Origin of the sequence: Paenibacillus glycanilyticus NBRC 16618, assembly GCF_004000805.1 — a bacterium.
Taxonomy (GTDB): Bacteria; Bacillota; Bacilli; order Paenibacillales; family Paenibacillaceae; genus Pristimantibacillus; species Pristimantibacillus glycanilyticus.
In genome coordinates, this window is sequence record NZ_BILY01000010.1 from 82,889 (window position 1) to 105,514 (window position 22,626).

The window sequence follows — 22,626 nt, forward strand, 5'->3', positions numbered from 1 at the left end:
TGGCGTCGCCATTCTTGCTTCGCAAGCATTAAGCCTCTGGATTATTTCGAACCTTCCAGCTCTTTCATCCAGTCTTCATAGTTTTGCGTGCTGCTTCCCCAACCATTGATATATTGGGACAATTGAGTTGTGCTTACTTTGTCGGCTGGCAGCTCGTCGCGGCTTACGTATACGGCGTTAAGCACGGTAATCGGATCGTTAGCTTCGCCTTTAAACTCTTTGTACAGGGTACGAACTTGAACGCGGCCGATATCTTTCGGATCTACGGCAGCCGAAGCAATCCAAGGGCTGTTCTTGTCTTGGATCATTTGAAGATCCTCGTCGCTCATGTCGATACCGTATACTTTAATTTCAGTACGGCCTGCTTGCTGAATTGCGCGTGCGGCGCCTTTTGCGAATTCATCCCATGCCGCCCATACAGCCGTAATGTCGCCTTTGTTCGGATATTGCTTCAGAATCGCTTCCATTTGCGCTTGCGTGTCCATTGCTGGGTTGTTAGCGTTACCGAATGCCGCGATTTCTTTGATGTCAGGATATTTCTCTTGGAATGCTTTGTAAGCAACTTGGCGGCGTTCCATTGGAGCAAAGCCAGCTACCCATACTTTAACGATGTTGCCTTTGCCTCCAGCGTCTTTAGCCAGCTGTTCAAGCGTAAGGTTAGCCATCGATTGGTCATCCTGCTGCAGAACAGGTACGCCGTCTACTTTTACGTCTGCGTCGAATACGACAACTTTGATGCCTTTTTCTTGTGCTTTCTTGATACCTTGTTCCAGAGCGCCGGCTTGTCCATGGTCGATCAGGATACCGTCGAAGCCTTGGTTGACAGCCGCGTCAAGGTTGGAAGACATTTTAGCCAGGTCATTATCGGAAGCGAAAACTTGAACAGAGCCGCCGAACTTCTCAACTTGCTCTTTCACGCCTTCTACGTATTGCGAAGAAAATGTGCCTGTGTTGAATTGCATTACGAGTGCTACTTTCTTGCCTTTCAGTGCGTCAAGCTCGCTGTTGCCCGATGCTGCAGGCGCTTCCGATGCGTTAGCCGCCGCATTGCCGCTAGGCTCGGAATTAGCAGAGTTGTTGTTTTTGCTGTTGCCGCATGCCGATGCAATGACAAGAACGATAGCAACAAGCAGCGTTAACGAAAGTTTACCCCATTTTTTCATGTTCTTCTCTCCCTTTTTATCTAACCAAAATGATAGATGAAATGATCTATTTGTAATCATATCATTTTTACCAAGTATGTCAATCGGAATTTAAGTATTATTTCACGAATATGGGAAAAACTCGACAAACACGAATGAAAATGTCGAAAAAGATCGAAACGTTCAACAATTGCCATTATATTAACCACAACGGATAATTGCAATGAATAATTTGTTACAGCATCGGCTGAACGCCGCACAGCGCAAAAAGAACGGCTGATCCGGCATTATGCCGGTTCAACCGTCCTCTTAATCTAGCTTTAAAGGATAATGGCAATGAGTCCTCCGGAACCTTCGTTAATAATTCTTCCGAGGGTCTCCTGCAGCTTGTAGCGCGCATTGTCCGGCATCATGGCGATCTTGCCCTGGATGCCTTCCCGCACTAAGGAATGGAGCGATCTTCCGAAGATGTCGGACTCCCAGATCTTGATCGGATCTGCCTCGAAGTCCTGCATCAAATAACGGACCAGCTCCTCGGTCTGCTTCTCCGACCCGATGATTGGCGCGAATTCGGACTCAACGTCCACGCGGATCATGTGTATCGAAGGCGCAGTCGCTTTCAGCCTAACGCCGAAGCGGGAGCCCTGACGGATGAGTTCCGGCTCATCCAGAGCCATCTCCGCAAGCGTAGGTGCCGCAATCCCGTAGCCTGTAGCCTTAACCATCTCGAGCGCTTCCGCGAACCGGTCGTATTCCCGCTTCGCATGCGAGAACTCCTGCATCAGCTGGAGCAGATGATCCTTGCCGCGGATTTCAACTCCGACCACTTCCATCAGGATGCGGTCATACAGTTCATCCGGCGCGAAGAGATCGATCTCCGCTACGCCCTGGCCCATGTTCATGCCGCTGAGGCCGGCTCTGGCAATGAAATCATAATCGGAGAACTGCGAGACAACGCGGTCGACGTCTCTCAGTCTGCGAATATCTTTCACTGTATCGCGCACGGAATTTTCGTAGTTGCTGCGCAGCCAGTGGTTCTCGTTCAGAACCATTACCCAGCTTGGCAGATTAACGTTGACTTCGTGAACCGGGAATTCGTAGAGCACTTCGCGCAGGACGGACATCACTTCTTCTTCGCCCATTGTCGCGACGCTCATCGTAATTACCGGAATATCGTATTTGGCCTGCAGTTCCCCGCGAAGCTGAATCGCTTCTTCACTGCGAGGACGTGTGGAGTTAATGATAAGTACGAACGGTTTGCCGACTTCCTTCAATTCGCCGATCACGCGCTCTTCTGCCTCTACATAGGATGCGCGCGGGATTTCGGCGATGGAGCCATCCGTTGTCACTACAACGCCAAGAGTCGAATGCTCTTGAATCACTTTTCTGGTGCCGATCTCCGCTGCCTCTTGGAACGGGATCGGTTCGTCGAACCAAGGCGTGGTAATCATGCGAGGGCCGTTCTCATCCTCATAGCCTTTCGCCCCTTCGACGGCGTAACCAACGCAGTCCACAAGCCTGACGTTTACATCAAGTCCTTCACTGACGCGTAATTGTACCGCTTGATTCGGTACAAACTTCGGTTCAGTTGTCATGATTGTTTTGCCCGCGGCGCTTTGAGGAAGTTCATCAACGGCTCTCACGCGTTCGGCTTCGCTTGCAATATTCGGAAGCACGACCGTTTCCATAAACCGCTTGATAAACGTTGATTTGCCCGTACGGACAGCCCCTACTACCCCGAGGTAAATATCCCCGCCGGTACGTTCGGCTATATCCTTGAAAATGTCCACTTTCTCCACTGAATATCCCCTCCCAATTGATTTTCCGGTTCGCCGCCTTCCACCGGACTCAGAGGGCAGGCCAGCGACGCAACTCGTACAGCTTGTTGGACTAGTAATATCATATTGTCCTAGCCTACCGAATATTCCGATTCCTTTCACAATTTTTCCCTTAAGTCAGTCACGCTCTTGCCCTTCCAAGATTGAGTTATATGAAGATGTAAAGATTTCTATACCAAAAAATCCTCACTACCGGTCCGTATAGGATGGTAATGAGGATTCGTGTTTTCCGCTTATTTGCCTTGCTCCGAAGCGGCCTGCGGTTCTTTATTCACCCAGTGGTAGACCGGCGCCTTGACCGGTACAAACATATCGGAATCAACCAGAACGGTACGTAGATCGGTGTCAGCCGAAATACCCGTGTCGCCCTTCTTCTGCATGGCTTGCATAATGTCGATTCCGTAATCCGTATACACGCGGCCGGACTCGTCCATAATGGCCGCAATCGTCTGGAAGGAATAATCGCTGCGCAGCTCCGGCGCCTTTTTGTTCATCGCTTTATAATCGATATAAGAATAGCCTGGGTAAGCGGCCTCGCCTTTCGGCAGCCCGTTATCGTGATTCTTTTTATAATCGTTCACCCAGCTTTGAATGTCATTGATCTGCTGATAGGTAACCAGATTCATCAGCTTGATTTGCGGCTTAGTCTCTTCGTTAATGATCAGGAAATAATAATTGCCGCCATTCTCGAAAGCTGCGGTTGGTATCGAGCTTAGATATCCCTTGTTCTTCAGCTGCGTGAAATCAACCTGGAACTTTTCATAGACCGGCGTATCGGCGCTGCTGTTTTTCATAGGCAGCATCCCGGTCTCCGACTGGTATTGATCGATAGCCGCCTGGACATTCCGGACGGCTTCCTTTGGCGCGGCCTGATTTTGCTTAAGCTCGCTTTTGGGGTACATGCAGCCGCTCAGTGACAATACGGTCACGATCAGTATAGTAAGCATTGCCATACGGCCAGAAGCTCCAGACAATGAATTTCTCTTTTTTACCCGCATCAATTGCTGCTCCTCCTCGTTCTACCACAACTCGTCTTTTTCTTCCGCCTGCTTCGCCAGAAGCTTCTGAACGGCGGCTCGAAGCGGATCAAGCGGCACGTCGACTTGAACCACTCCTCTTACCTTAGCTTGGCAGGCAAGCCTGTAGCCCTCTTCTTCCAGACCGGCAAGTTTACGCTTCTCCTCATCCGCGATAGGCATCAGGTCGCTGCCCGGACGTATTTTCACCTTGCACATAAAGCAGGCCGCGTTACCGCCGCAGCGGGTCTGAATGAGCACGCCGGCCCTTCTCGCCGCCGAGAGGATCGGGGTTCCCGGCTTTACTTCAATCGTAGTGCCTGAAGGCCAGAACGTAATCCTTCCGCTCATTTGGCAGCACCTGCCTGTTTGCCGGAAAGCCGTTGATTCATTTGCTTCTTGGTCTCCAGAGTAAACACATTCCGCTGTTCAAGGAGCAATCGGGCGGCCTCGTGCAGCGATTCCTCTTTAATGTAATGATCCACGATCAATTGCAGCCGGTCTTCGCGTTGTCTCAGTTTATTGAACCAGAGCTCATGCGCAAGCGGAACAACCGGAACATACAGCTCCTCTTGCCCGTTCTTGACAACAAATTGCTCCGAATACGGTTTCAGCAATTTACGGACTTCGGTTATATAACGCGAGCCTTCCGAACGGACGACAAAGCCGCCGACCAGTTCTACCGGAATGCCTTCAATGACAAAATGACTAAGGATGGACCGGTAATTACCGCATTCGCTCAGTTCCTTCGTATCGGAAGCATACGGCTTCAGCCGCTCGTATATGAGATCGTAATCTTCATCGTCGGCATACAAGTCGATATCATTCGGTTTATCCCGTAGCGGCAGACCACGCAGCATTAGACCTGCGCTTCCGCCAAGAACCCATTCAGCACGAGTACCCTCGAGCAGCCGGACGATTGCAGCAAGAGCGTTCTCTATGGATATTTCTTTGTTCATCACTGCACATCCTCCCCCAGCGTTTTAGCTAGAAATACGGCTTATTTATGGCTTTTACCGGGATCTCTCCGTTCTTCACGACTGCTTGGCAGGCTAGCCGGTAACCGTCTTCAAACTCCTCCGGCTCCATCCGGTCCCATTCGGCATCCGTAATTCCTTCAAGGGCTTCGGCCCCTTCTTCAATCAAGCAACGGCATCTCGCGCATGTTCCGCGGGTGCAGTTGGATGACCAATCTACCTTTGCTTTCAGCGCGAGCTTTAGGAGCGTCGCCCCGAGTTCTGGCTCAACCACCGCCGTTTTTGTTCGCCCCTTCAGTTCAATCATGCGGTTACGATTCCTTTCGCGTTGTCGATATGTATGGCCTCTCTGTTAGACAATGGCAATCAGCCCGCATAGAAAACCAAATACAAGCAGAATAAAGGAAACAAAGGATAACGTAAACTTGATAATTCCTTTGGTCTTTAACCGGGCGAACGTAATGATTACGGCGGCGATCGCCATAAGTCCGATTCCGATTAAAGATACCCACATCTTCGTCATTGGATCCATGAACTAATCTACTCCCTAGTTGAAAACGGTAATAAATGCAACACTCATTATAACATCAAGCTCAAAAAAGGACAAAAAAAGCCAAAAAATCTGCTTGTTGAAAGCAGATTTTTTGGCTCTTACGTTACTTAATCATCATTTTGATCAACGATTCGATACCGCCTATACTCATGCCGCTTGCTTTCACGGCTTTAACAATATCGTTCATCGTTTTGTCCGATACCGGAACCTTCGCCATATCCGATACACTCTTAATCAGCTTCCGGAGCTCGTCTTCGTTCTGCATCGTTGAAGCCGATACACCGTTAGCCAGTTTCTTTACGGCATTCTCGGATATGTTTTTTCCGGTTTTTTTATTTATTGCATTAAGAACATCTTTGGAAAGATCCTTTGCCACTACATTCCCCTCCTTCAATGTCGCTGAAGACCTCATAAGCGTTAGCCTTGGAACATCATATGAGGAGGGCAAATGTTTGGTATAGGCGCATGTCTTAGCCTAACTGTTCAATTTCGTGCGTCTTTAAGCGGCCCATCAAATTCTCGACCGCGGACTTTGGAGAATTGTTCGCAAACAGTACGCTGTACAACTCTGCCGTAATGGGCATTTGCACATCATATTGCTTCGCAAGCTCGTTGGCTGCCCGGGTCGTTCTTACGCCTTCCACGACCATGCCCATCCGCTCCAGCACTTCCTCGAGCGGCGTGCCGTCCGCCAGCATGGAGCCTGCGCGCCAGTTCCGGCTGTGCTGACTCGTGCAGGTTACGACCAGGTCGCCAACGCCCGCAAGACCCGCAAAGGTCAGCGGATTAGCGCCCATTGCCGTTCCGAGACGGCTGATCTCGGCAAGACCCCGGGTGAGCAAAGCCGCTTTCGCGTTGTCGCCAAAGCCAAGGCCGTCTGACAATCCTGCTCCAAGTGCGATAATATTTTTGATCGCGCCCGCCACTTCCACGCCAACCACATCCGGGTTCGTGTAGACGCGGAAATATGTACTCATGAAAGCGTCCTGCGCCTGCTCCGCCGCTTTCATGTCCGCGGAAGCAACCACCACCGTTGTAGGCTGCTTGCGAATCACTTCCTCGGCATGGCTTGGGCCCGACAACACGACAATCTTGTCGGCAGGACGGTCCAGCTCTTCCGACAATACGGTAGTCATCCGTTTCAGCGTTTCTGCTTCAAAGCCTTTTGTCGCATGGACGACCAAAGTCTCTTTCGCCAAATAAGGAGCGGCTTGCTTCGCAACCGCCCGCATTGCCGATGAAGGGGCGACAAATAAAGCCAGCTCCACATCCCTGAGAGCTTCCTGCATGTCCGTTGTCGCATGGAGCGACGCCGGCAGATCAACGCCAGGCAAATACTTCTCGTTCTTATGACTGGCATTCATCTGGTCCGCATGCTCGGCAGACCGTGTCCACAGTTGTACATCGTAACCATTGCCGGCCAGTACGGCGGCAAGCGCGGTTCCCCAGCTGCCTGCCACCAATACCGCCGCACGCCCTTTACGTTCCGACTTTACTTGCGACATCCTTCCGATCACGACCCTTTCTTAGCACCAAGCTTGTTCTCTGTTCCTTGCAGCAGCTTAACAATGTTCGTACGATGCCGTACAAACGCGAATACGCATAGAATGAGACTGACTGTTAATACAGGCGCGGAATAAAAGAAAATCGAAATAAGTACGGGAGTCAAAGCCGCGAAAATAAGCGATCCAAGCGATACGTAACGGGTGATGGCAATGACGATAATCGTAACTACTCCGGCGATCAGAGCCGGTACAAAGGCAAGCGCCGCAATTGCGCCAATCGTGGTCGCAATTCCTTTGCCGCCTTTGAAGTTGAAATAAATCGGCCAGTTATGTCCCATTATCGCCGCAAGGCCGCATATTGCGGGCGTCCAGTCAACGCCGTCCAATCCGAGCCAGCGACCGATAAATACCGCGGCAATCCCCTTACCAAAATCAAGCACGAAGCAAAGCAGCCCCGGCCCTTTTCCAAGAACCCGGATCGTATTGGTAGCGCCTGCGTTGCCGCTCCCATGCTCCCGGATATCTATGCCCTTCACCAGTCTTGCGATTACGATGCTAAACGATACCGAGCCGAGCAAATAACTCAGAACAACCGCGATTACAGCGTATATCAAGCTTCTTCTCCCCTAATCTTCATCCGATTTCTTTCTTGTGAACAAACGGACAGGCGTTCCTTCAAAATCAAATGCCGCGCGGATCTTGTTCTCGAGATACCGCTCGTACGAGAAGTGCATCATCTCCGGATTGTTAACGAAGATAACGATGGTAGGCGGCTTGGTCGCCACTTGAGTCACGTAATTGATTTTGAGACGCTTGCCTTTATCCGTCGGAGGCGGATTGTAAGCAACCGCGTCAGACACGACATCGTTAAGCAGATGGGTCTGAATACGCATGGCATGCTGTTCCGATACATGATTTACGACTGGCAGCAGCTTGTGCAAGCGCTGTTTTGTCTTCGCAGACAAAAAGACGATTGGCGCGTAAGTCATGAACAGGAAGTGGTCGCGGATATTTTGCGTGAATTCCTGCATGGTCTTGTCATCCTTCTCGACAACATCCCATTTGTTCACGACAAAGATCGAAGCCTTGCCCGCTTCATGCGCATAACCGGCGATATGCTTATCCTGCTCGATGATGCCTTCCTCGCCATTAATCAGAACGAGCACAACATCGGCACGCTCGATTGCTTTTAACGCGCGCATTACGCTGTATTTCTCCGTAGACTCGTAAACCTTGCCGCGCTTGCGCATGCCGGCCGTGTCGATCAGCACGTACTTCTGGCCGTCGCGCTCGAACGGCGTATCGATCGCGTCGCGGGTAGTTCCGGCAACGTTGCTGACGATAACACGCTCTTCCCCAAGCAGCGCGTTAACAAGCGACGATTTGCCGACGTTCGGGCGGCCGATCAAGGCTACGCGGATAACATCGTCGTCATAGCCGTCATCCTCAAGCTCGGGAAGCTTCTCAATCGCCGCATCCAGCATGTCGCCGATTCCGAGGCCATGCGAGCCGGATACCGCAATCGGAGTACCGAAGCCCAAGCCGTAAAATTCGTAAATTTCGTCCATCCGGTTCAGGTTGTCCACTTTGTTTACAGCGAGAACGACCGGCTTATGGGAACGGAACAGCATTTGCGCCACTTCGTCATCCGCATGCGTAACGCCTGCTTTCGCGTCGCACATAAAGATAATGACGTCCGCTTCCTCAATAGCAAGCTCCGCTTGCATGCGGACGGATTTCATAATTTCATCTTCGCCATCGATTTCAATACCGCCTGTATCAACGATGCTGAATGCTTTACCATTCCATTCTCCTGGGCTATAAAGACGGTCCCGGGTTACGCCCGGTTTATCTTCAACGATTGCCAGCCGATCGCCAACCACCCGGTTAAAAATGGTGGATTTGCCCACATTCGGGCGACCAACTATTGCAATAACGGGTCTTGCCATAGGTCAATGCTCACTCCTTCAGAAATACTCACGACTATCATCATAGCAAAAAACAACGTTCTTGGCGAACTTTTCATCTTTTAATGATGGTTTACAATGACAATCGTGCCGTTTTTCAAATCGTGCGCGCTGGCATCCAATATTTTTTCGAGCAGGAAGGCGGTCTGCTGCATCGCTTTCTCATCCGGTTCAATGAAAATAGGCGCGCCTCCGCCAACCTTCTCGTGCTGAGTGGTTACAACCGCGATGATCTTAGCCATTGTTTGGAGCCTCCTTATTAACCGAAGCTTCCGTAGGCATGCGAACGGCGGACTCCAGGATCGGCACCTTGTTGATAATCTGGAGCGCTTTGGACATATCTCTCTCCTGCGGCAGGAAAAATACGGCAAGACGGCCGTCCTTCATATCCAGCTTGGCCATCGGAATAAGCGCCGGCTCTCCGTCATCCCGGTATACGCCAAGAATCGTGGACAGATCGTACAGGATTGCCTGTCTTTGGCCCAAGTTGCCAATCGTTACTTTTCCATTCGGATTATAGGGAGTCAGAATAAAGCCCATTCCCCGCTCTTTGATGATCTCCTGATTCGACTGCAGGCCCACGTTCATGATATAGATGTCGCCAACGAACAGATCCGGACCGTCAACTCGAACCTCCGCCCCCTCCGTGCGGCAAATGTGGGATATCGTTTTGCCCGATTTCAGAAATCGGACAAAGAGCAAGGATAGGATCCCGCCGACAAAGCCTAAATAGATGTTCCAGATGATTGAGAACAGGCTTGTTACCAATGCCGTCATAATAACAAGATAGTTCCGTCCCTCGAACACCATGGCAATGCCTTCAATGTACGTGGAGCCTCGGCTGACAAGCTCCAGTTCGTCGATTTTGGTCAAGGTCTCTCTTTCCATCTTTCTCACATCGCGGAATTGCTGAGCGGCAAGCGACAAGAAGGTAATCGCCGTATAGTCCTTATTGTAAAGGGCGGGAACGGCAACCGCACCGAGCGCAGCGGCAATAACGCCAAGGGAGATATGGATAATCCGCCCGTGAGGATAAGTCGGATACTGCCTGTAATCCGTAGTCAGCATAAGAAGCCGTGATACAATGCCGAATACAATTCCGAGCAATACGCCTAACAGCATTTTGTGCTCAACAAGATAAGCATTCATTCGGGTGAGCTTCCTCCTTTATTGCGCCAGGGTATGGCTATAAATCGTGTAACGCCGGCGCGAACGAGCATAAACAGCAAGCTGATCAGGCGCGCAGCGACAAAGGCAATCCAGATGCTGTCCCACCACTGCAGCGAACCGACGGACGCCTCGTAAACTCCGCGCTGCAGCAAGGCATGAACAAGCTCTGCTGCAGCGCCGGCATACAGCAGGACGGTTAATTGATGCTGCCCCTTCGAAGAGAAAGCCGCTGCCAGCACGCCGGCAACAACGGGACCGTCAAGCATCGGATCAAGCCAGAAGAACACGGGATCAACGCTGTACATCTTCCTTACGCTCCCCCAGATCATCCCGGCCAGCAAGGCGCAGATAAGAAGATAGCCGCGCGAATCCCATACAAGCGGCCCGCGCATCGCAAGCAGGCTGATCAGCATAATCAGGATCGTACCCGCAAAAACATGAAGCTGCACGGGTCCAAGCCGGAAGGTTTCTTGTATCGGCTGAAGCGCCGCACACGCGGCAAGTGCGACAAAAGCCCATCTTTTATGCTTAATCGTTAATCCGACAAAATCCGACCAGCCCGTTGATAGTAAAATAAAAGCCATTAGCATTATCCAGATTGAAATATATCCGGCATTCACTCGCAGAATCACCTCTCGTTGACCTATTATGCTCCAAATAAAAGGTGCTATTCCCGTATTTGACAATTCCGGAATAGAAAAAGAGGCTGTTCCTGATTAACACATCATCAGGAACAGCCTCTCTAATTACATCGATATTAAATTATTTCAATTTGCTCAGCTTATCGCCGAAACGCTCTGCCAGCGAGTAGCTCATGCTGGAGCTGTTCAAGCTGACATTCGGGTTATTGCCCAGATCTTCCGGCTTAACCTGAGGAGTACGCTCGCGTTGAGGTCTGCCTGCTTTAGGAGCTTGCTCAGAAGCAGCCGGCTGCTCTGGAGCTTCTTCCGTTTCTTTGATGCTCAGGCTTACGCGTTTTTCAGCTGGGTTGAAATCAAGCACTTTCGCTTGCACTTCTTGGCCCTCTTTCAGAACTTCGAAAGGAGTTGCGATGTGACGGTGAGCGATTTGCGAGATGTGCACAAGGCCTTCAACGCCCGGAGCGATTTCAACGAATGCGCCGAAAGTAACAAGGCGGCGAACCGTACCCGTTACGATGTCGCCAACGTTGAATTGGCCGGAAGCGGATTCCCAAGGACCCGGTTGAGCAGCTTTGATGCTCAGGCTGATTTTGCCTGCCGCTGGATCAACTTTAAGTACTTTAACGGTAACCTTTTGGCCTTCGGATACAACATCCTTCGGATGAGCAACATGCTGCCAGGACAGCTCGGATACGTGAACCAGACCGTCGATGCCGCCGATATCCACGAAAGCGCCAAACGGCGTCAGGCGTTGCACAGTGCCTTCCAATTGCGCGCCAACTTGCAGGCCAGCAATGACTTGTTGTTTGTTTTGCTCGAACTCAGCGTCCAGCACGTCTTTTGCAGACAGGATCACTTTGTTGTTCTCGCGGTCGATTTCTTTCACTTTAACGCGGAGCGTGCGGCCTTTGTAATCGCTGAAATCTTCAACGAAATGACGCTCTACCATGGAAGCAGGAATGAAGCCGCGTACGCCAACGTCAGCCACGAGGCCGCCTTTTACAACGTCAGCAACCGCTACTTCGAATACTTCTCCGCTTTCGAAGCGGCTTTGCAGAACATCCCAAGCCTTCTCACCGTCGATCAGACGCTTCGACAGAACCAGCTTTTCTTTCTCGTCGTCGATGCTGACGACTTTAAGTTCAACCTCTTGGCCAACTTGAACGGCATCGTTTGCGTTATCCAGCTGCACCGCGGAAAGCTCGCGAACCGGAATGACGCCGTCATATTTATATCCAAGGCTTACATAAGCTTGGTTATCATCGATTTTGATGATTGTACCTTTTACAGTATCGCCTTTTTTCAAGGACACAAAGTTGTCCATTGCTGCTTGGTCTTGAACATTGATTTCTTCTGACATGGAAATAACCTCCTCAATTCATACCCCAACTTTATTTAAATCCGCTTTCACGATGAAAAGCAGTATTTAAAACACCTTTTATTTGTTCTTCTCAATCATCTCATAAATGCGAGACATAATGGCATCCGTAATAAGGTCCAGCTTATCCGGCGAGGATTCATTTATGATAGCAGAAATATCAACCGGTTTGCCGTAGAAAACTCTCATTTTACGGAAAAGCTTATAATGGCCTACTACCGCTACGGGAATAATTGCTGCTCCGCTGCGGTAAGCAATCATCGCTGCGCCCTTCTTTGCCGCTGCGCCGTCGCTGTTACGCGTGCCCTCCGGGAATATCCCCATCACTTTTCCTTCGCCAAGAAGGTTAAGCGCGGAGCGGATCGCATCCTTGCCGACGCCCCGTTTTACGGGAAACGCGCCCCATGCCCGAATCAAAGGTCCGAATACCGGGATTTTGAACAACTCGGCTTTGGCCATATAGTGAACCTTGCGCGGCACCCTGATGCCGACAGCAGGAGGATCAAGCAGGCTGATATGGTTGGAACACAGGATCACGGATCCTTCCTTCGGAATATTCTCCAATCCCCGGACTTCAAGGCGGAACAATAATCCGTAAAGGACATTAAACACTGCTTTAAAAATGCCGTATAACATTAGTTTACTTCGCCTCCGCCAATTTGGTTCGGCTTAATTTCACAATGGAAGCCGCAACTTCATCGATTGACATCGACGTACTGTCCAGAACGATTGCGTCCTTCGCGCAAATGAGCGGTGAAATCTCGCGTTGCTCATCCAGGCGGTCGCGTTCCGCAATTTCCCGTTCAAGCTGCTCCAAGGTAATCGACTGCGTTCCCGCAATCTCTTTGTAGCGACGCTGTGCGCGTTCTTGTACGGATGCGGTGAGGAAAATTTTCAATTCAGCGTTCGGCAGCACATGCGAGCCGATATCCCGGCCGTCCATGACAACGCCTTTGCGCTCTGCCAATTGCCGCTGAAGCTTGCTAAGCAATTCTCTAACTGTTTCATTTGCCGCGATATGCGAGACGGCAAGCGTGACTTCCCTGGAACGGATCAGATCCGTTATATTCTCGCTATTCAAAAAGACGGCTTGACCTTTCTCGCCCGGCGCCAGCTTGATATCCAGCGTCCTTGCGTGCTTAGCCAGTCTTTCATTGTCCCGAGGCTCAATTCCCGCCCTCTGGGCACTAAGTGTAACAGCCCGATACATCGCTCCCGTATCGATATAGATGTAGTCTAGCTGTTCGGCAACCTTGCGTGCGACCGTACTCTTTCCTGCACCAGCAGGACCGTCTATCGCAATGTTGATCCGGTCGCTGTCACCGTCTTGCTGCATCACCAACATTCTACCTCCTCAAAAGAATTAACACACTGGCAGCCCGGTTCAGGCTGTTCGTGTTGATTCTTGCATCGATAGCCTAAGCTTAATCAAACGGCTGGCCGAATGCTGATGCGGGCTTCTGCTTCTCAGGCATTAAACGGCTTGGCCGGACCAAATAGGCCGCAGCCCATTTGATAATAACCGGGAATATGTATCATTTCCGGCAAATTCCAAGAAAAACTTAGAATTTCAAGAAAAAAGCAGGCACCGCCTGCGATCGTGAAAATTATACCACACAATATACGCAGATGCAAAAACGGCAATTGCCCGAAAACGCTGTTCCTTAGGGCTTAGCAAGCTAACGGTAAGCCTCGCCTTCCCAATGCTCGACGGCTGTCACCCAATGTCGAACCATGTCATTTTGAAGCAAAATTTGCGTTAACACCACGCCGATTATAAGTATAAAAGCAAATCGGACCAGCCGTTTCGACACGGCATCCATTTGCTTTTTCAACTCTTCTTCGTCCTCTGCAATCCGCATCGCCGCTTCCATCCTTTTCCTGTCTTTTCCGAATAGGATGCGTAGACGGCGTCTACTTTATGCAGCGTTATCTTCCGCGGAATTCCAGCTGTCTTTCGAAGCAGAATCTGATTATTTTTTGCCGTTCGCTGTCGCTGATGGCAATAAATTTGCTCATAACCTGCTTGCGTCCCGTGGCGAGATCAACTACCCTTACAACCTCCGCCTTGAAGGAGGCATGCTCAAGCGTACCGTTCTTATAGGGAATCAACAGCCAGCAGTCCATTTCCATGCCGGATGTAATCGGCCATTTCCCGTCGCACAGGAAGGAAATCCCTCCGCCGCCTACATCGTCGGTAACCGTAACGAAGCGGACATTGCCCGACAGGTTTACGGCGATCTCAAGATCAGCGGACACGCGAAGGAAATGCCGGCGTTGGATCTTTGTAATCCGTTCGGGATCCGGCTTGCGGATCTTGATGAGCTTAACGACATCGTCCCGGAAGCCAATGACATGCGAGTCGAAATAATGCTTTATACCCTCATCGGATACGTAATAAACCGACAGCTCGTCCCCCAAATAAAGCCGTTTCATCCGACCCGATGTGATATTAAGCGGATTCTCGATAAGTAAACCGTCTTCCAGCTCATCCGCAATTCTCGCTTTGTATTCTACAGCTGCCTCTTCTTCATCAGCAGACGCGATCTCGAAAAACAACATTTGGTTTACTCTAGGCAACAATTGGCTCCCCTCCCATATTGGTGTTTATTATAACACGTCAATTTGAGGGGAGCCATATCGTTATTTGCCGGAACTTGTCCGTTTGTCGAGAGGTGACAGCTCTTCTATCGCTTCTTCGACACCGCTCTCCGCATTGATGTAAATCCGGTAATCGCTGCCGTTAATGCCGCCCGTAAATTCGTAACACAAGGTTTCTTCGCCCAATTCGTTCATGATCAGGGCCATCTGATCATTTGCTACCTTGAATTCGGGATTAAGCGCTTTGCGGGCTTCGGCTTTGGACAGCTTGGCTGCCGGAATGCTGCGCTTATGCTGCTCGTACACGTAGTCATTCGCCTGAAGACCCACCGCTTCTCCATTATCCAGCGCAACCTTGACGGTGAGCTTCTCCGGATAGATAAGAACGCCGTTCTGCGTGCTGACAAAGGTAAAGGCGCCCGTATTATCAAACATGTTGTAGCTGACCGCCTTCATGCCTTTAAACCCATGGTCATTCAAAAACTGCTCAGCAGAAGCTTGGGCCTCTCTCTGACCTAGCTTTTTCTCGCCAATATCCCGGGAATCCATAAACCAGATGAGCTTGCCGCCTCTTTGCGTAAAATCCATCTGCAGCTTTCGGCCCGACTTCGGCTCTGTTACCGTAGCGGAGTACGAAGAATACTCCGTGCCTTTGCCATTCTCGACCACGCGGATGTCCGCAGGCTTCGTGCCGAGGAAGTCTGTTACGCGATTTTTCACGTCCTCCGCCGTAACCATGCTGCCGCTAAGCATATTGATGGTACGCTTCTGGTACATGCTTGCGACCGAAGGACCCCAGTTGATCTCAGGGTACTCGCTTACCTTTTTGTCTACCGTTTTGAACCCGTCGATAATGGTATTGTCATTTGGCGAGTTCTGCTTTGCGAGAGCTACCTCGACGTCCATCCAGCGCAGATGGTCGCTCAGCACCTTCTCCTGCATTTTATACAAATCCTTGGAGATATCCTCCGATTTGGCATACAAGGTTTTCAGCGTCTTGAATTCGTCTTGGGACAAAGGTTGCTTGGTCAAATCCCTCACGGAAGTTTTGTAGGCAAAATTGGAAATATGCGACAAGAAGTCTTCCGCTTCGTTGAAAGGCAGCATTGTCAAAGGAAGCTGGTTGATTTCGTTCTGTGCTTGGCTTGTCAGACGCCACACGTTAACTAGCCCTTTGCGATGGTAGCTTTGGGAGGTGGAGTTGACCGCCAGCGTGTTGCCGAGCTGCTGATGCAGCTGCTCGACATGATAGGTGAGATCATGGAAAGCACGCTGGTATTGGTTTTCGGCCTTTATGAGAATCGAGTTTTTCTCTTGGTGCTCTTGATAGCCCCAATACACTGAGCCGATTAAGAAAAGCGTCATGATGGGGAACAACACCGCGCTTAGACGTTTGTACATAACAAAAAAGCTCCTTTCTTCTGCAAAACCTAGCGTTAGTTTGGTTTGCGGAAGGGAGCTTTATGCATCTGTGTCAAATGCTGTGTTCCTCGATATCGAGGTCGTTTGTATTGTTGCAAATACATTGCTTGAAGCCGGTGTCGATCATTCCTTTTTCCCGTTTGCCGCGAAGTACAAACTTCTCGCCGCATACGTTGCACCGGATCGTTACCTTAACTCTCGGTTCCATTCCTTGCCTCCGTCAATTAACAATTATTACTAGTCATTATAGACGAAAGGCTTACAATTTAACCTCATCTTCGCGGCTGATGAAGCGGAACGGCGAGCGCGAATTGGCACGGTTCATTTTACGGAGGCCCCATACCCACAAGGCCACCATAAACGGAATGATGACGTAAATCCAGTTGGTTTTGAACGAAATCATGATGTAGTCGTACGTACCGTGCAGCAGCAACGGAAGACCTAACGAAATCGTCAAATAAATATTGCGCTTGGATGAAGTAGCGAACTTCGCCTTGCCGACGTAATAACCCATCATGACGCCAAACAGCGCATGCCCGGAGACGGGCAGCAGCGCGCGCATGAGCAAGGTTCCGAACGTGGCCGGCGAGTAAATCGCGTACAATACATTTTCCAGCGTTGCAAAGCCAAGCGAGATCGAAGCGGCGTAGACAATCCCGTCATACGGCTCGTCGAACTCCGTGTGGTTGTAAATCATATGGTAGAGCACGAACCATTTCAGAAATTCCTCAATGCCCGCCGACTCCACAAAAGAGAACAGCATGGGCTGATGGTCGCCGAACCAAAGCTGCAGCCCTCGCTGGATGACTACAATCGGCACGACAATGAGGACGCCGAGCAGAAACATGCGAACGACCATATGAATCGGCTCTGCGTCATAACGGTCCTTCAGATACAAATACGTAAGCAGCGATATACCCGGAGCCACCGCGGCAGTCAGCACAGAAAACAATAGCAATTCGATGTTTCACCTCCCAGGCATCCGGCGGCTGCGCAGCCGCCGGTTACACCCAGCCGCGATAACGCACCGCCTCTGCCATTTTGCGTACGCCTGCCATATAGGCGGCAAGCCGCATGTTCACATTTCTTGATTTATGAATCTCATATACTTGGTTAAAGCCGCGGATCATCATGACGCGCAGCCGGTCATCCACTTCTTGTTCATCCCAGTAAAAGCCCTGATTATTCTGGACCCATTCGAAATAAGAAACGATAACCCCTCCGGCGCTTGCCAGAACATCCGGAACAAGAAGAATGCCCCGTTCGGTTAAAATCCTAGTCGCTTCGAGTGTCGTAGGGCCGTTAGCCGCTTCTACGACAATAGTCGCCTTGATACGCGGAGCATTATCCTCGGTAATCTGATTCTCGATGGCAGCAGGTACAAGCACATCGCATTCCAGCTCGAGCAGATCGGTGTTGGATATCGTCTGGGGGAATAGATTCGTTACATTGCCGAAGGAATCTCTACGGTCGAGCAAGTAAGGAATATCTAATCCATCTTCATTATACAACGCTCCGTTCACATCGGATATACCAATTACGCGCGCACCGGCCTCATGCATGAATTTGGCAAGGTAACTTCCGGCATTGCCGAAGCCTTGAATGACAATTCTCGCCTTATTCAGCTCTATGCCTTTAAGGGCAAGCGCCTCATGAATCATAATGACAACGCCGCGTGCCGTAGCCGTCTCCCGTCCTCTGGAGCCGCCGAGCACGATTGGCTTCCCGGTAATGAAACCGGGTGAGTCGAATTCCCTAATCCGGCTGTATTCATCTAGCATCCATGCCATAATTTGCGAATTCGTCATGACATCAGGAGCCGGGATGTCTTTCGTCGGACCCACAATCTGGCTCACGGCGCGGACGTATCCGCGGCTGAGCCGTTCCAGCTCCCCGAAAGACATTTTTCTAGGATCACAGATAACTCCGCCTTTACCTCCGCCATAAGGCAGATCGGCGATTCCGCATTTCAGGCTCATCCAGATGGATAAAGCCTTTACTTCGTTCTCCGTTACGGCCGGATGGAAGCGGACTCCGCCTTTTGTTGGACCAACCGCATCGTTATGCTGAGCCCGGTAACCGGTAAACACCTTCGTCTTCCCGTCATCCATCTTGACGGGTATCCTGACGCTCAAGATACGCATCGGTTCCTTTAAGAGTTCAATCATATCCTCTTTATAGCCAAGCTTCAATAGGGCTTCTTCAATAACTACCTGTGTTGATTTGAGCACATCGTTGTTATCCGCCATAATTTCAAGTTCACCCGCCTTTGTCTACTTGTAATATGAGCGTGTATACATCACGATATTCCAAAAGGGGGCCAGAACATGCAAGAAGAGCACCTGCAGACAATATTGTCTGCCGATGCTCCACATTCATGTGCTGCTCAATTATAGAAATGAGTGCAAATTTCCCGGACAGCTTGAGATGGCATAATAACCTTGCCGTACTCCTCCAGCATCGCGTAGGTAACGGATGTCGCTTCTCCGTATTCGGCTAGCAGCGCGATAACCGCGTTATGGCGCGCCGTCTCGATCAAAGCCGGTTCAAGGGCCAGGATCCATTTTCCGTTGTAGGAATACAAGCGTCCATCCTCTGTAAGCGAAGCTGCCTGGAGCTGTTTGCATACATTAATGACATCCTCAAAATCCCGGAATGAATACATCACGATATCGCTCTGCTCCATCGTAACTTCCATCTCGTATATCTCGTCTTCCGTGTCTTCATCATCGGTTGCCCGTTCATCGGAATGACCGTTCATCTTGCCACGGGTGACAATCACCACCATACCTTGGGCGGGGAGTGCAAACACTTCGACCGCAAGAGGGCCGCTGGCATCGAAACCAAGTTCACTGTATGCTTGTTCCATCATTTCACTGAAAAGATCGTGTACTTTGGGAATTTCGCGCCACATGTCCTCCTTCTGGATCCCACGCTCGAGCAGGTCGTCGAACGTCAGGAAAATCCGTATCTTGTCCTGACTAAGCCGTTCGATTTTCATGACAGGATCCCTCCTCTGCAGCATCTGTTGTAAACAGCGTATGAAATTATTAGCAGGATGTGATCAAAAAGATCAAAAAGATCAAAAATGATCAAATCGTACTATGTATTTACTTTAACATGTCTGTCCCCGGATTGCACCTAAAATAGGCAAAAAAAGAATCGTTTGTGCAGCACCCGGCTAAGGCGCGTACATCAACCGATTCCAAAAACAGCTTCATTTAATGCGGCTTGAAAGACGATTCCGCCATGATCTGGCTCGCCTGCTCCTTAAGTCCGGGATCGTTGTTGATCAGCTTCTCAACCTGCTCCCAGCCTCCTCCTTGCTTTCCGGCGGTATCGTCTGAATGCTTTGGGGCCATATTGGTTGCCGCCATTGCTTTATTCATTCCTCGTCTCATCATCATCGATGCGGCACTTCTGCCAATGGATGAGCATGCGCCCGCAAGCGAGCTGGATGCCCACGCCGCCATACCTGGTCTTTTGCGTGATACGTACACGGCTGCCGCAAGTCCTGCGACGGCGCCTAACATAAACCCGCCGATTCTCATGGCTTTCGTTACCTCCTTCGGGGATAGTTGCAACATTTATTTTCTCCCTCAAAACCTGCGGCATCCTCCACAAATTAAGGAAAGCGGAAATAGGAATCGGTACCGCTTGTTATGGTAATATGGCTTTAGACTAGCCAACAATTGACAACAAGGCGGGAAAACCAATGACGAAAACAACGATGAATACGCTCTGTGCCGTTTTTGCCCTTACAGCCCTATTGACCTCTTGCGGTTCAGCGTCCGAGACGACCACCGGAAGCGCAAACGCACTACCTACTGCCCATTCGGCAGACGCCCAGTCACCGCCGGGACGGCAGACATTGCCTGCCCCTGAAACCCCGGCGCTTTCGGCAACTCCCGCGGCAGAGCCCAGTCCTTCTCCCAAGGTCATGGCGCCGCTGTATAAAATGACTGCAGTCTACCGATTCGTCCCTATTAACGAGGCAACTGCATCTAAAAAAGCCGTTTTGCTTACCTTTGACGATGCTCCCCATAATGAAGAGGTGATAAACAGCCTGCTTGATACCTTGGACAAGCACAAGGCAAAAGCGATTTTTTTCGTTAACGGCTATCGAGTGAAGCAGCACCCCGAGCTGTTAAAGCTGATCCATGACCGCGGCCAGACGATCGGCAATCATTCCTGGGACCATATCGATCTTAAGAAAGAGGAACCTGGCAAGGTGGAGACGCAAATTGCGGATGTCCAAGCAGAGGTTAAAGCCTTAACCGGCAAGGAACCGAAATTTTTCAGGCCGCCTTACGGGTCCGGCGGAGATACGGTGAAGGAAGCAGCAAAAAACCACGGCATGCTGTTCATGACGTGGTCGAATGGTTCACTCGATTGGGAGCAGAAAGCTCCCGGCGATCCGGACAAAGTAATCGGCAATGTGCTGGAGCAGCTTCATCCCGGCGCCAATATTCTAATGCACGAATTAAAATGGACGGCTGCCGCGCTCGACGGCTTGCTCGCAAAGCTTGAGGATAAGGGGTATTCCTTTATCGATCCCGAGACGATTCAGGTCAGTCCGTAAACCGGACGCCATACCAGAACAGCCCTGCCACCAGACAAACGAATAATAAAAATAATACATTATAATACCATTTGGTCACTTTATAGGAATTGGAAGGGTGTACTTTACGTCTAGGCGGCAGCGCCTCTGCATTCGTGTCGGTCGCGATGCCAGGCTGAACTGCCGCCTGTTCATGTTGTCTTCTTCCTCTTGAGCTACCGAATTTCTCCACTCTGCTCATCACTGCTCTGTTTGCTCCCTCCTAAATCGGATAATCAGCCCCATAATGAAATCCACAAGGAAATGCGCAACAATCGGTGCCCACAAGGTTCCCGACTGGATATAAATCCAGCCTAACCCATAACTAATCGAAAAGACAAGACCCGTTGGGATCCAATGCCTTAAATAACGGACATGAATGGCAGCAAAAATAATGCTTGTCCAATAAGGTCCAAAAGAGTGCTGCACAGCCCCCCGGAACAATACCTCTTCGCAAATGGCGACCACTAACGAAATAACGGCAATATGCCACACCGGTCTGTTCTTGAATATCCGTTCATTAATACCGCCGTCATCGGTTGCTTCCTCCGGTACCCATCTGGAAATCAGCAGGTCAACGGCAATGACGGCGGCGCCTAATCCCAGTCCCCACCATAAAAAAGAGAGGCTGTCGGGAAATTGCAACAACAGAAATGGATTGGAACGCTGAAATAATGCCCACACCAAACCGATAATAATAGTAATCGCTTGCGTAACGTAAAGATTTACTAGCAGCATGCGGTCGTCTATCTCATCTACGGATAGTTGACGCACGCGGATATTACGGAGATCGAATTTTTTCATAGCTTCCCGCCTGTCTAAGTAGGTCATATTTCCTTTTATGATCATTTCACCTATACTGATAGGGCACAAACGACGGCATATCTAATACATAGAAGGAGATTTGTGATGGAGAAACGTTTACCTCGTTCCGCAATGATATTTAGTTTGGGGTTTGTCTTTATGCTCGTCTGCGCGGTTGGTGCATTCTTCTACGGCGTAAAGCTCGGAACGTCCAAAACGGAAACCAAGTACGAAATGAAAGAATTGCAGGCGGCAGCGGTTCAAAAAAGCAGCCCCTATCAGCAGCAGGATCTTGTCTCTTTCTATCATACCGTATTTTTGTCTTACCGTGAATTTCAATCCGAATGGGATGATGCGATGGACGACTTCGCGAAAGGCCAAGGCGGCAGCGCTTCGTCTACCCTAAAAAATTTAGCGGAGCTCGCCCGCTCGAAAAGAACCGCGGCTTCCAATTTCGATATGCAGAAGTCCCCGCTTCTCGGCGATGCCCAAACGAATTATATCAGAAGTCTGGAGCAATTCGAACAGGCAGCGAAGGCAGCGGCTGCAAGCTCGAAATCCGGGGATGCAGCCAAGCTTCAAAACAGCATTAAGCAATTGGGTTCTTACCAGTCTGCGGTCAAGCAGGCACTGGCTGCTCAACAAGCTTACTACACCGCCATGATGAAATGGGGAGCAACGGTTGAACCAAACATCCCTGCTAATTATACAATGCCTAAGGTAATCGAAATCAACAAATGGTCAAGCCTGCCTCTGATCGTGAAAAACAAGCTGATGGCGGATCAAATGGCTTCGCGTCAGCAATTCACGGCTTATTATCCGCAGGATCTGACAAGCCGCATCGATGATTTTATCGCTTCCGGCCAGTCCGCGAAGCTGAATTTGAAGACGGTATCCGCAATTGCCGATCTGCTGATCGATACGGAGGCCGTCCGCAGCGGGGACTTCACCGAGAATCGCTCGAAGCTCTACAATAAAGATCTTCTGCCTCAGCTACCGTTCTTCTCTTAAC

General features: G+C 50.3%; 29 protein-coding genes. 2 read left to right on the forward strand and 27 right to left on the reverse strand.

Going from position 1 to position 22,626, the window contains the following annotated elements; all coding sequences use genetic code 11:
* Positions 1–41: 41 nt before the first annotated feature.
* The 25 genes from PGL01S_RS10275 to PGL01S_RS10390 all read right to left on the reverse strand — a co-directional run bounded on the left by PGL01S_RS10275 (position 42) and on the right by PGL01S_RS10390 (position 19,797).
* Entirely contained in the window at positions 42–1,163 is a 1,122-nt protein-coding gene (locus PGL01S_RS10275; protein WP_127494184.1) for a sugar ABC transporter substrate-binding protein, read from the reverse strand.
* Between the two features lie 299 nt (positions 1,164–1,462).
* On the reverse strand, positions 1,463–2,941 hold the full coding sequence (gene spoIVA / locus PGL01S_RS10280) for a stage IV sporulation protein A (RefSeq protein ID WP_127494186.1): 1,479 nt from the start codon (positions 2,939–2,941) through the stop codon (positions 1,463–1,465).
* A 272-nt stretch (positions 2,942–3,213) separates the two neighbouring features.
* Positions 3,214–3,933, reverse strand: a complete 720-nt coding sequence (locus tag PGL01S_RS10285) for a YphF family lipoprotein (protein WP_164775438.1) — start codon at positions 3,931–3,933, stop codon at positions 3,214–3,216.
* Positions 3,934–3,999: 66 nt separating this feature from the next.
* Positions 4,000–4,347: a 2Fe-2S iron-sulfur cluster-binding protein gene (locus PGL01S_RS10290; protein WP_127494190.1), complete on the reverse strand. Its 348-nt coding sequence runs from the start codon at positions 4,345–4,347 to the stop codon at positions 4,000–4,002.
* On the reverse strand, positions 4,344–4,955 hold the full coding sequence (locus tag PGL01S_RS10295) for a nucleotidyltransferase family protein (protein ID WP_127494192.1): 612 nt from the start codon (positions 4,953–4,955) through the stop codon (positions 4,344–4,346). Before PGL01S_RS10295 ends, PGL01S_RS10290 begins: the two co-directional genes overlap by 4 nt.
* Before the next feature lie 28 nt (positions 4,956–4,983).
* A complete protein-coding gene (locus tag PGL01S_RS10300) occupies positions 4,984–5,280 on the reverse strand; it encodes a 2Fe-2S iron-sulfur cluster-binding protein (protein ID WP_127494194.1) in 297 nt (98 codons plus the stop codon).
* A gap of 45 nt (positions 5,281–5,325) precedes the next feature.
* Positions 5,326–5,505 (reverse strand): DUF2768 family protein, encoded by a 180-nt coding sequence (locus PGL01S_RS10305; RefSeq protein ID WP_015843993.1) that lies wholly within the window; start codon positions 5,503–5,505, stop codon positions 5,326–5,328.
* 124 nt (positions 5,506–5,629) lie between these two features.
* Entirely contained in the window at positions 5,630–5,902 is a 273-nt protein-coding gene (locus PGL01S_RS10310; protein ID WP_174806545.1) for a stage VI sporulation protein F, read from the reverse strand.
* A gap of 94 nt (positions 5,903–5,996) precedes the next feature.
* Positions 5,997–7,031, reverse strand: a complete 1,035-nt coding sequence (locus tag PGL01S_RS10315) for an NAD(P)H-dependent glycerol-3-phosphate dehydrogenase (protein ID WP_127494198.1) — start codon at positions 7,029–7,031, stop codon at positions 5,997–5,999.
* An 8-nt stretch (positions 7,032–7,039) separates the two neighbouring features.
* The gene (plsY, locus tag PGL01S_RS10320; RefSeq protein WP_127494200.1) at positions 7,040–7,645 is read right to left on the reverse strand and encodes a glycerol-3-phosphate 1-O-acyltransferase PlsY; all 606 of its coding nucleotides are present in this window, start codon (positions 7,643–7,645) and stop codon (positions 7,040–7,042) included.
* Between the two features lie 12 nt (positions 7,646–7,657).
* Positions 7,658–8,980: a ribosome biogenesis GTPase Der gene (gene der, locus PGL01S_RS10325; protein ID WP_127494203.1), complete on the reverse strand. Its 1,323-nt coding sequence runs from the start codon at positions 8,978–8,980 to the stop codon at positions 7,658–7,660.
* 80 nt (positions 8,981–9,060) lie between these two features.
* Complete coding sequence (locus PGL01S_RS10330) at positions 9,061–9,240, reverse strand: capping complex subunit for YIEGIA (RefSeq protein WP_127494205.1); 180 nt, start codon at positions 9,238–9,240, stop codon at positions 9,061–9,063.
* Complete coding sequence (locus PGL01S_RS10335; RefSeq protein ID WP_127494208.1) at positions 9,233–10,147, reverse strand: YIEGIA family protein; 915 nt, start codon at positions 10,145–10,147, stop codon at positions 9,233–9,235. Before PGL01S_RS10335 ends, PGL01S_RS10330 begins: the two co-directional genes overlap by 8 nt.
* On the reverse strand, positions 10,144–10,752 hold the full coding sequence (locus PGL01S_RS10340; protein WP_127494210.1) for a YphA family membrane protein: 609 nt from the start codon (positions 10,750–10,752) through the stop codon (positions 10,144–10,146). The genes PGL01S_RS10335 and PGL01S_RS10340 overlap by 4 nt, the downstream gene beginning before the upstream one ends.
* Positions 10,753–10,930: 178 nt before the next feature.
* Positions 10,931–12,169 (reverse strand): 30S ribosomal protein S1, encoded by a 1,239-nt coding sequence (gene rpsA, locus PGL01S_RS10345; RefSeq protein ID WP_127494212.1) that lies wholly within the window; start codon positions 12,167–12,169, stop codon positions 10,931–10,933.
* A 78-nt stretch (positions 12,170–12,247) separates the two neighbouring features.
* Positions 12,248–12,823 carry a lysophospholipid acyltransferase family protein gene (locus PGL01S_RS10350; RefSeq protein ID WP_127494214.1) on the reverse strand — a complete coding sequence of 192 codons (576 nt, stop codon included), beginning with the start codon at positions 12,821–12,823 and terminating at the stop codon, positions 12,248–12,250.
* 4 nt (positions 12,824–12,827) lie between these two features.
* A complete protein-coding gene (cmk, locus tag PGL01S_RS10355; protein ID WP_174806546.1) occupies positions 12,828–13,532 on the reverse strand; it encodes a (d)CMP kinase in 705 nt (234 codons plus the stop codon).
* A gap of 334 nt (positions 13,533–13,866) precedes the next feature.
* Positions 13,867–14,049, reverse strand: a complete 183-nt coding sequence (locus PGL01S_RS10360; RefSeq protein WP_127494216.1) for a hypothetical protein — start codon at positions 14,047–14,049, stop codon at positions 13,867–13,869.
* 67 nt (positions 14,050–14,116) lie between these two features.
* Positions 14,117–14,770: a flagellar brake protein gene (locus PGL01S_RS10365; RefSeq protein WP_127494218.1), complete on the reverse strand. Its 654-nt coding sequence runs from the start codon at positions 14,768–14,770 to the stop codon at positions 14,117–14,119.
* Positions 14,771–14,830: 60 nt separating this feature from the next.
* On the reverse strand, positions 14,831–16,189 hold the full coding sequence (ypeB, locus tag PGL01S_RS10370; RefSeq protein WP_127494220.1) for a germination protein YpeB: 1,359 nt from the start codon (positions 16,187–16,189) through the stop codon (positions 14,831–14,833).
* A gap of 73 nt (positions 16,190–16,262) precedes the next feature.
* Positions 16,263–16,418 (reverse strand): hypothetical protein, encoded by a 156-nt coding sequence (locus PGL01S_RS30810; RefSeq protein ID WP_015843979.1) that lies wholly within the window; start codon positions 16,416–16,418, stop codon positions 16,263–16,265.
* 51 nt (positions 16,419–16,469) lie between these two features.
* Positions 16,470–17,168, reverse strand: a complete 699-nt coding sequence (gene prsW, locus PGL01S_RS10375; RefSeq protein WP_127494222.1) for a glutamic-type intramembrane protease PrsW — start codon at positions 17,166–17,168, stop codon at positions 16,470–16,472.
* A gap of 46 nt (positions 17,169–17,214) precedes the next feature.
* Complete coding sequence (locus PGL01S_RS10380) at positions 17,215–18,459, reverse strand: Glu/Leu/Phe/Val family dehydrogenase (protein ID WP_127494224.1); 1,245 nt, start codon at positions 18,457–18,459, stop codon at positions 17,215–17,217.
* A gap of 137 nt (positions 18,460–18,596) precedes the next feature.
* Entirely contained in the window at positions 18,597–19,211 is a 615-nt protein-coding gene (locus tag PGL01S_RS10385; RefSeq protein WP_015843976.1) for a genetic competence negative regulator, read from the reverse strand.
* Positions 19,212–19,431: 220 nt separating this feature from the next.
* Positions 19,432–19,797, reverse strand: coding sequence for a hypothetical protein (locus tag PGL01S_RS10390; protein ID WP_127494227.1), 366 nt, complete (start codon positions 19,795–19,797; stop codon positions 19,432–19,434).
* Positions 19,798–19,925: 128 nt separating this feature from the next.
* Between PGL01S_RS10390 and PGL01S_RS10395 the strand changes: the two genes are divergently transcribed.
* Positions 19,926–20,792, forward strand: coding sequence for a polysaccharide deacetylase family protein (locus PGL01S_RS10395; RefSeq protein ID WP_127494228.1), 867 nt, complete (start codon positions 19,926–19,928; stop codon positions 20,790–20,792).
* Here PGL01S_RS10395 and PGL01S_RS10400 read toward each other — a convergent pair.
* A complete protein-coding gene (locus PGL01S_RS10400) occupies positions 20,782–21,015 on the reverse strand; it encodes a hypothetical protein (protein WP_127494230.1) in 234 nt (77 codons plus the stop codon). The genes PGL01S_RS10395 and PGL01S_RS10400 overlap by 11 nt on opposite strands.
* A complete protein-coding gene (locus PGL01S_RS10405) occupies positions 21,012–21,614 on the reverse strand; it encodes a CPBP family intramembrane glutamic endopeptidase (protein ID WP_127494232.1) in 603 nt (200 codons plus the stop codon). The genes PGL01S_RS10400 and PGL01S_RS10405 overlap by 4 nt, the downstream gene beginning before the upstream one ends.
* Before the next feature lie 105 nt (positions 21,615–21,719).
* Here PGL01S_RS10405 and PGL01S_RS10410 point away from each other — a divergent pair, with 105 nt between their 5' ends.
* Complete coding sequence (locus PGL01S_RS10410) at positions 21,720–22,625, forward strand: hypothetical protein (protein WP_127494235.1); 906 nt, start codon at positions 21,720–21,722, stop codon at positions 22,623–22,625.
* The last annotated feature ends 1 nt before the right edge of the window (position 22,626 follow it).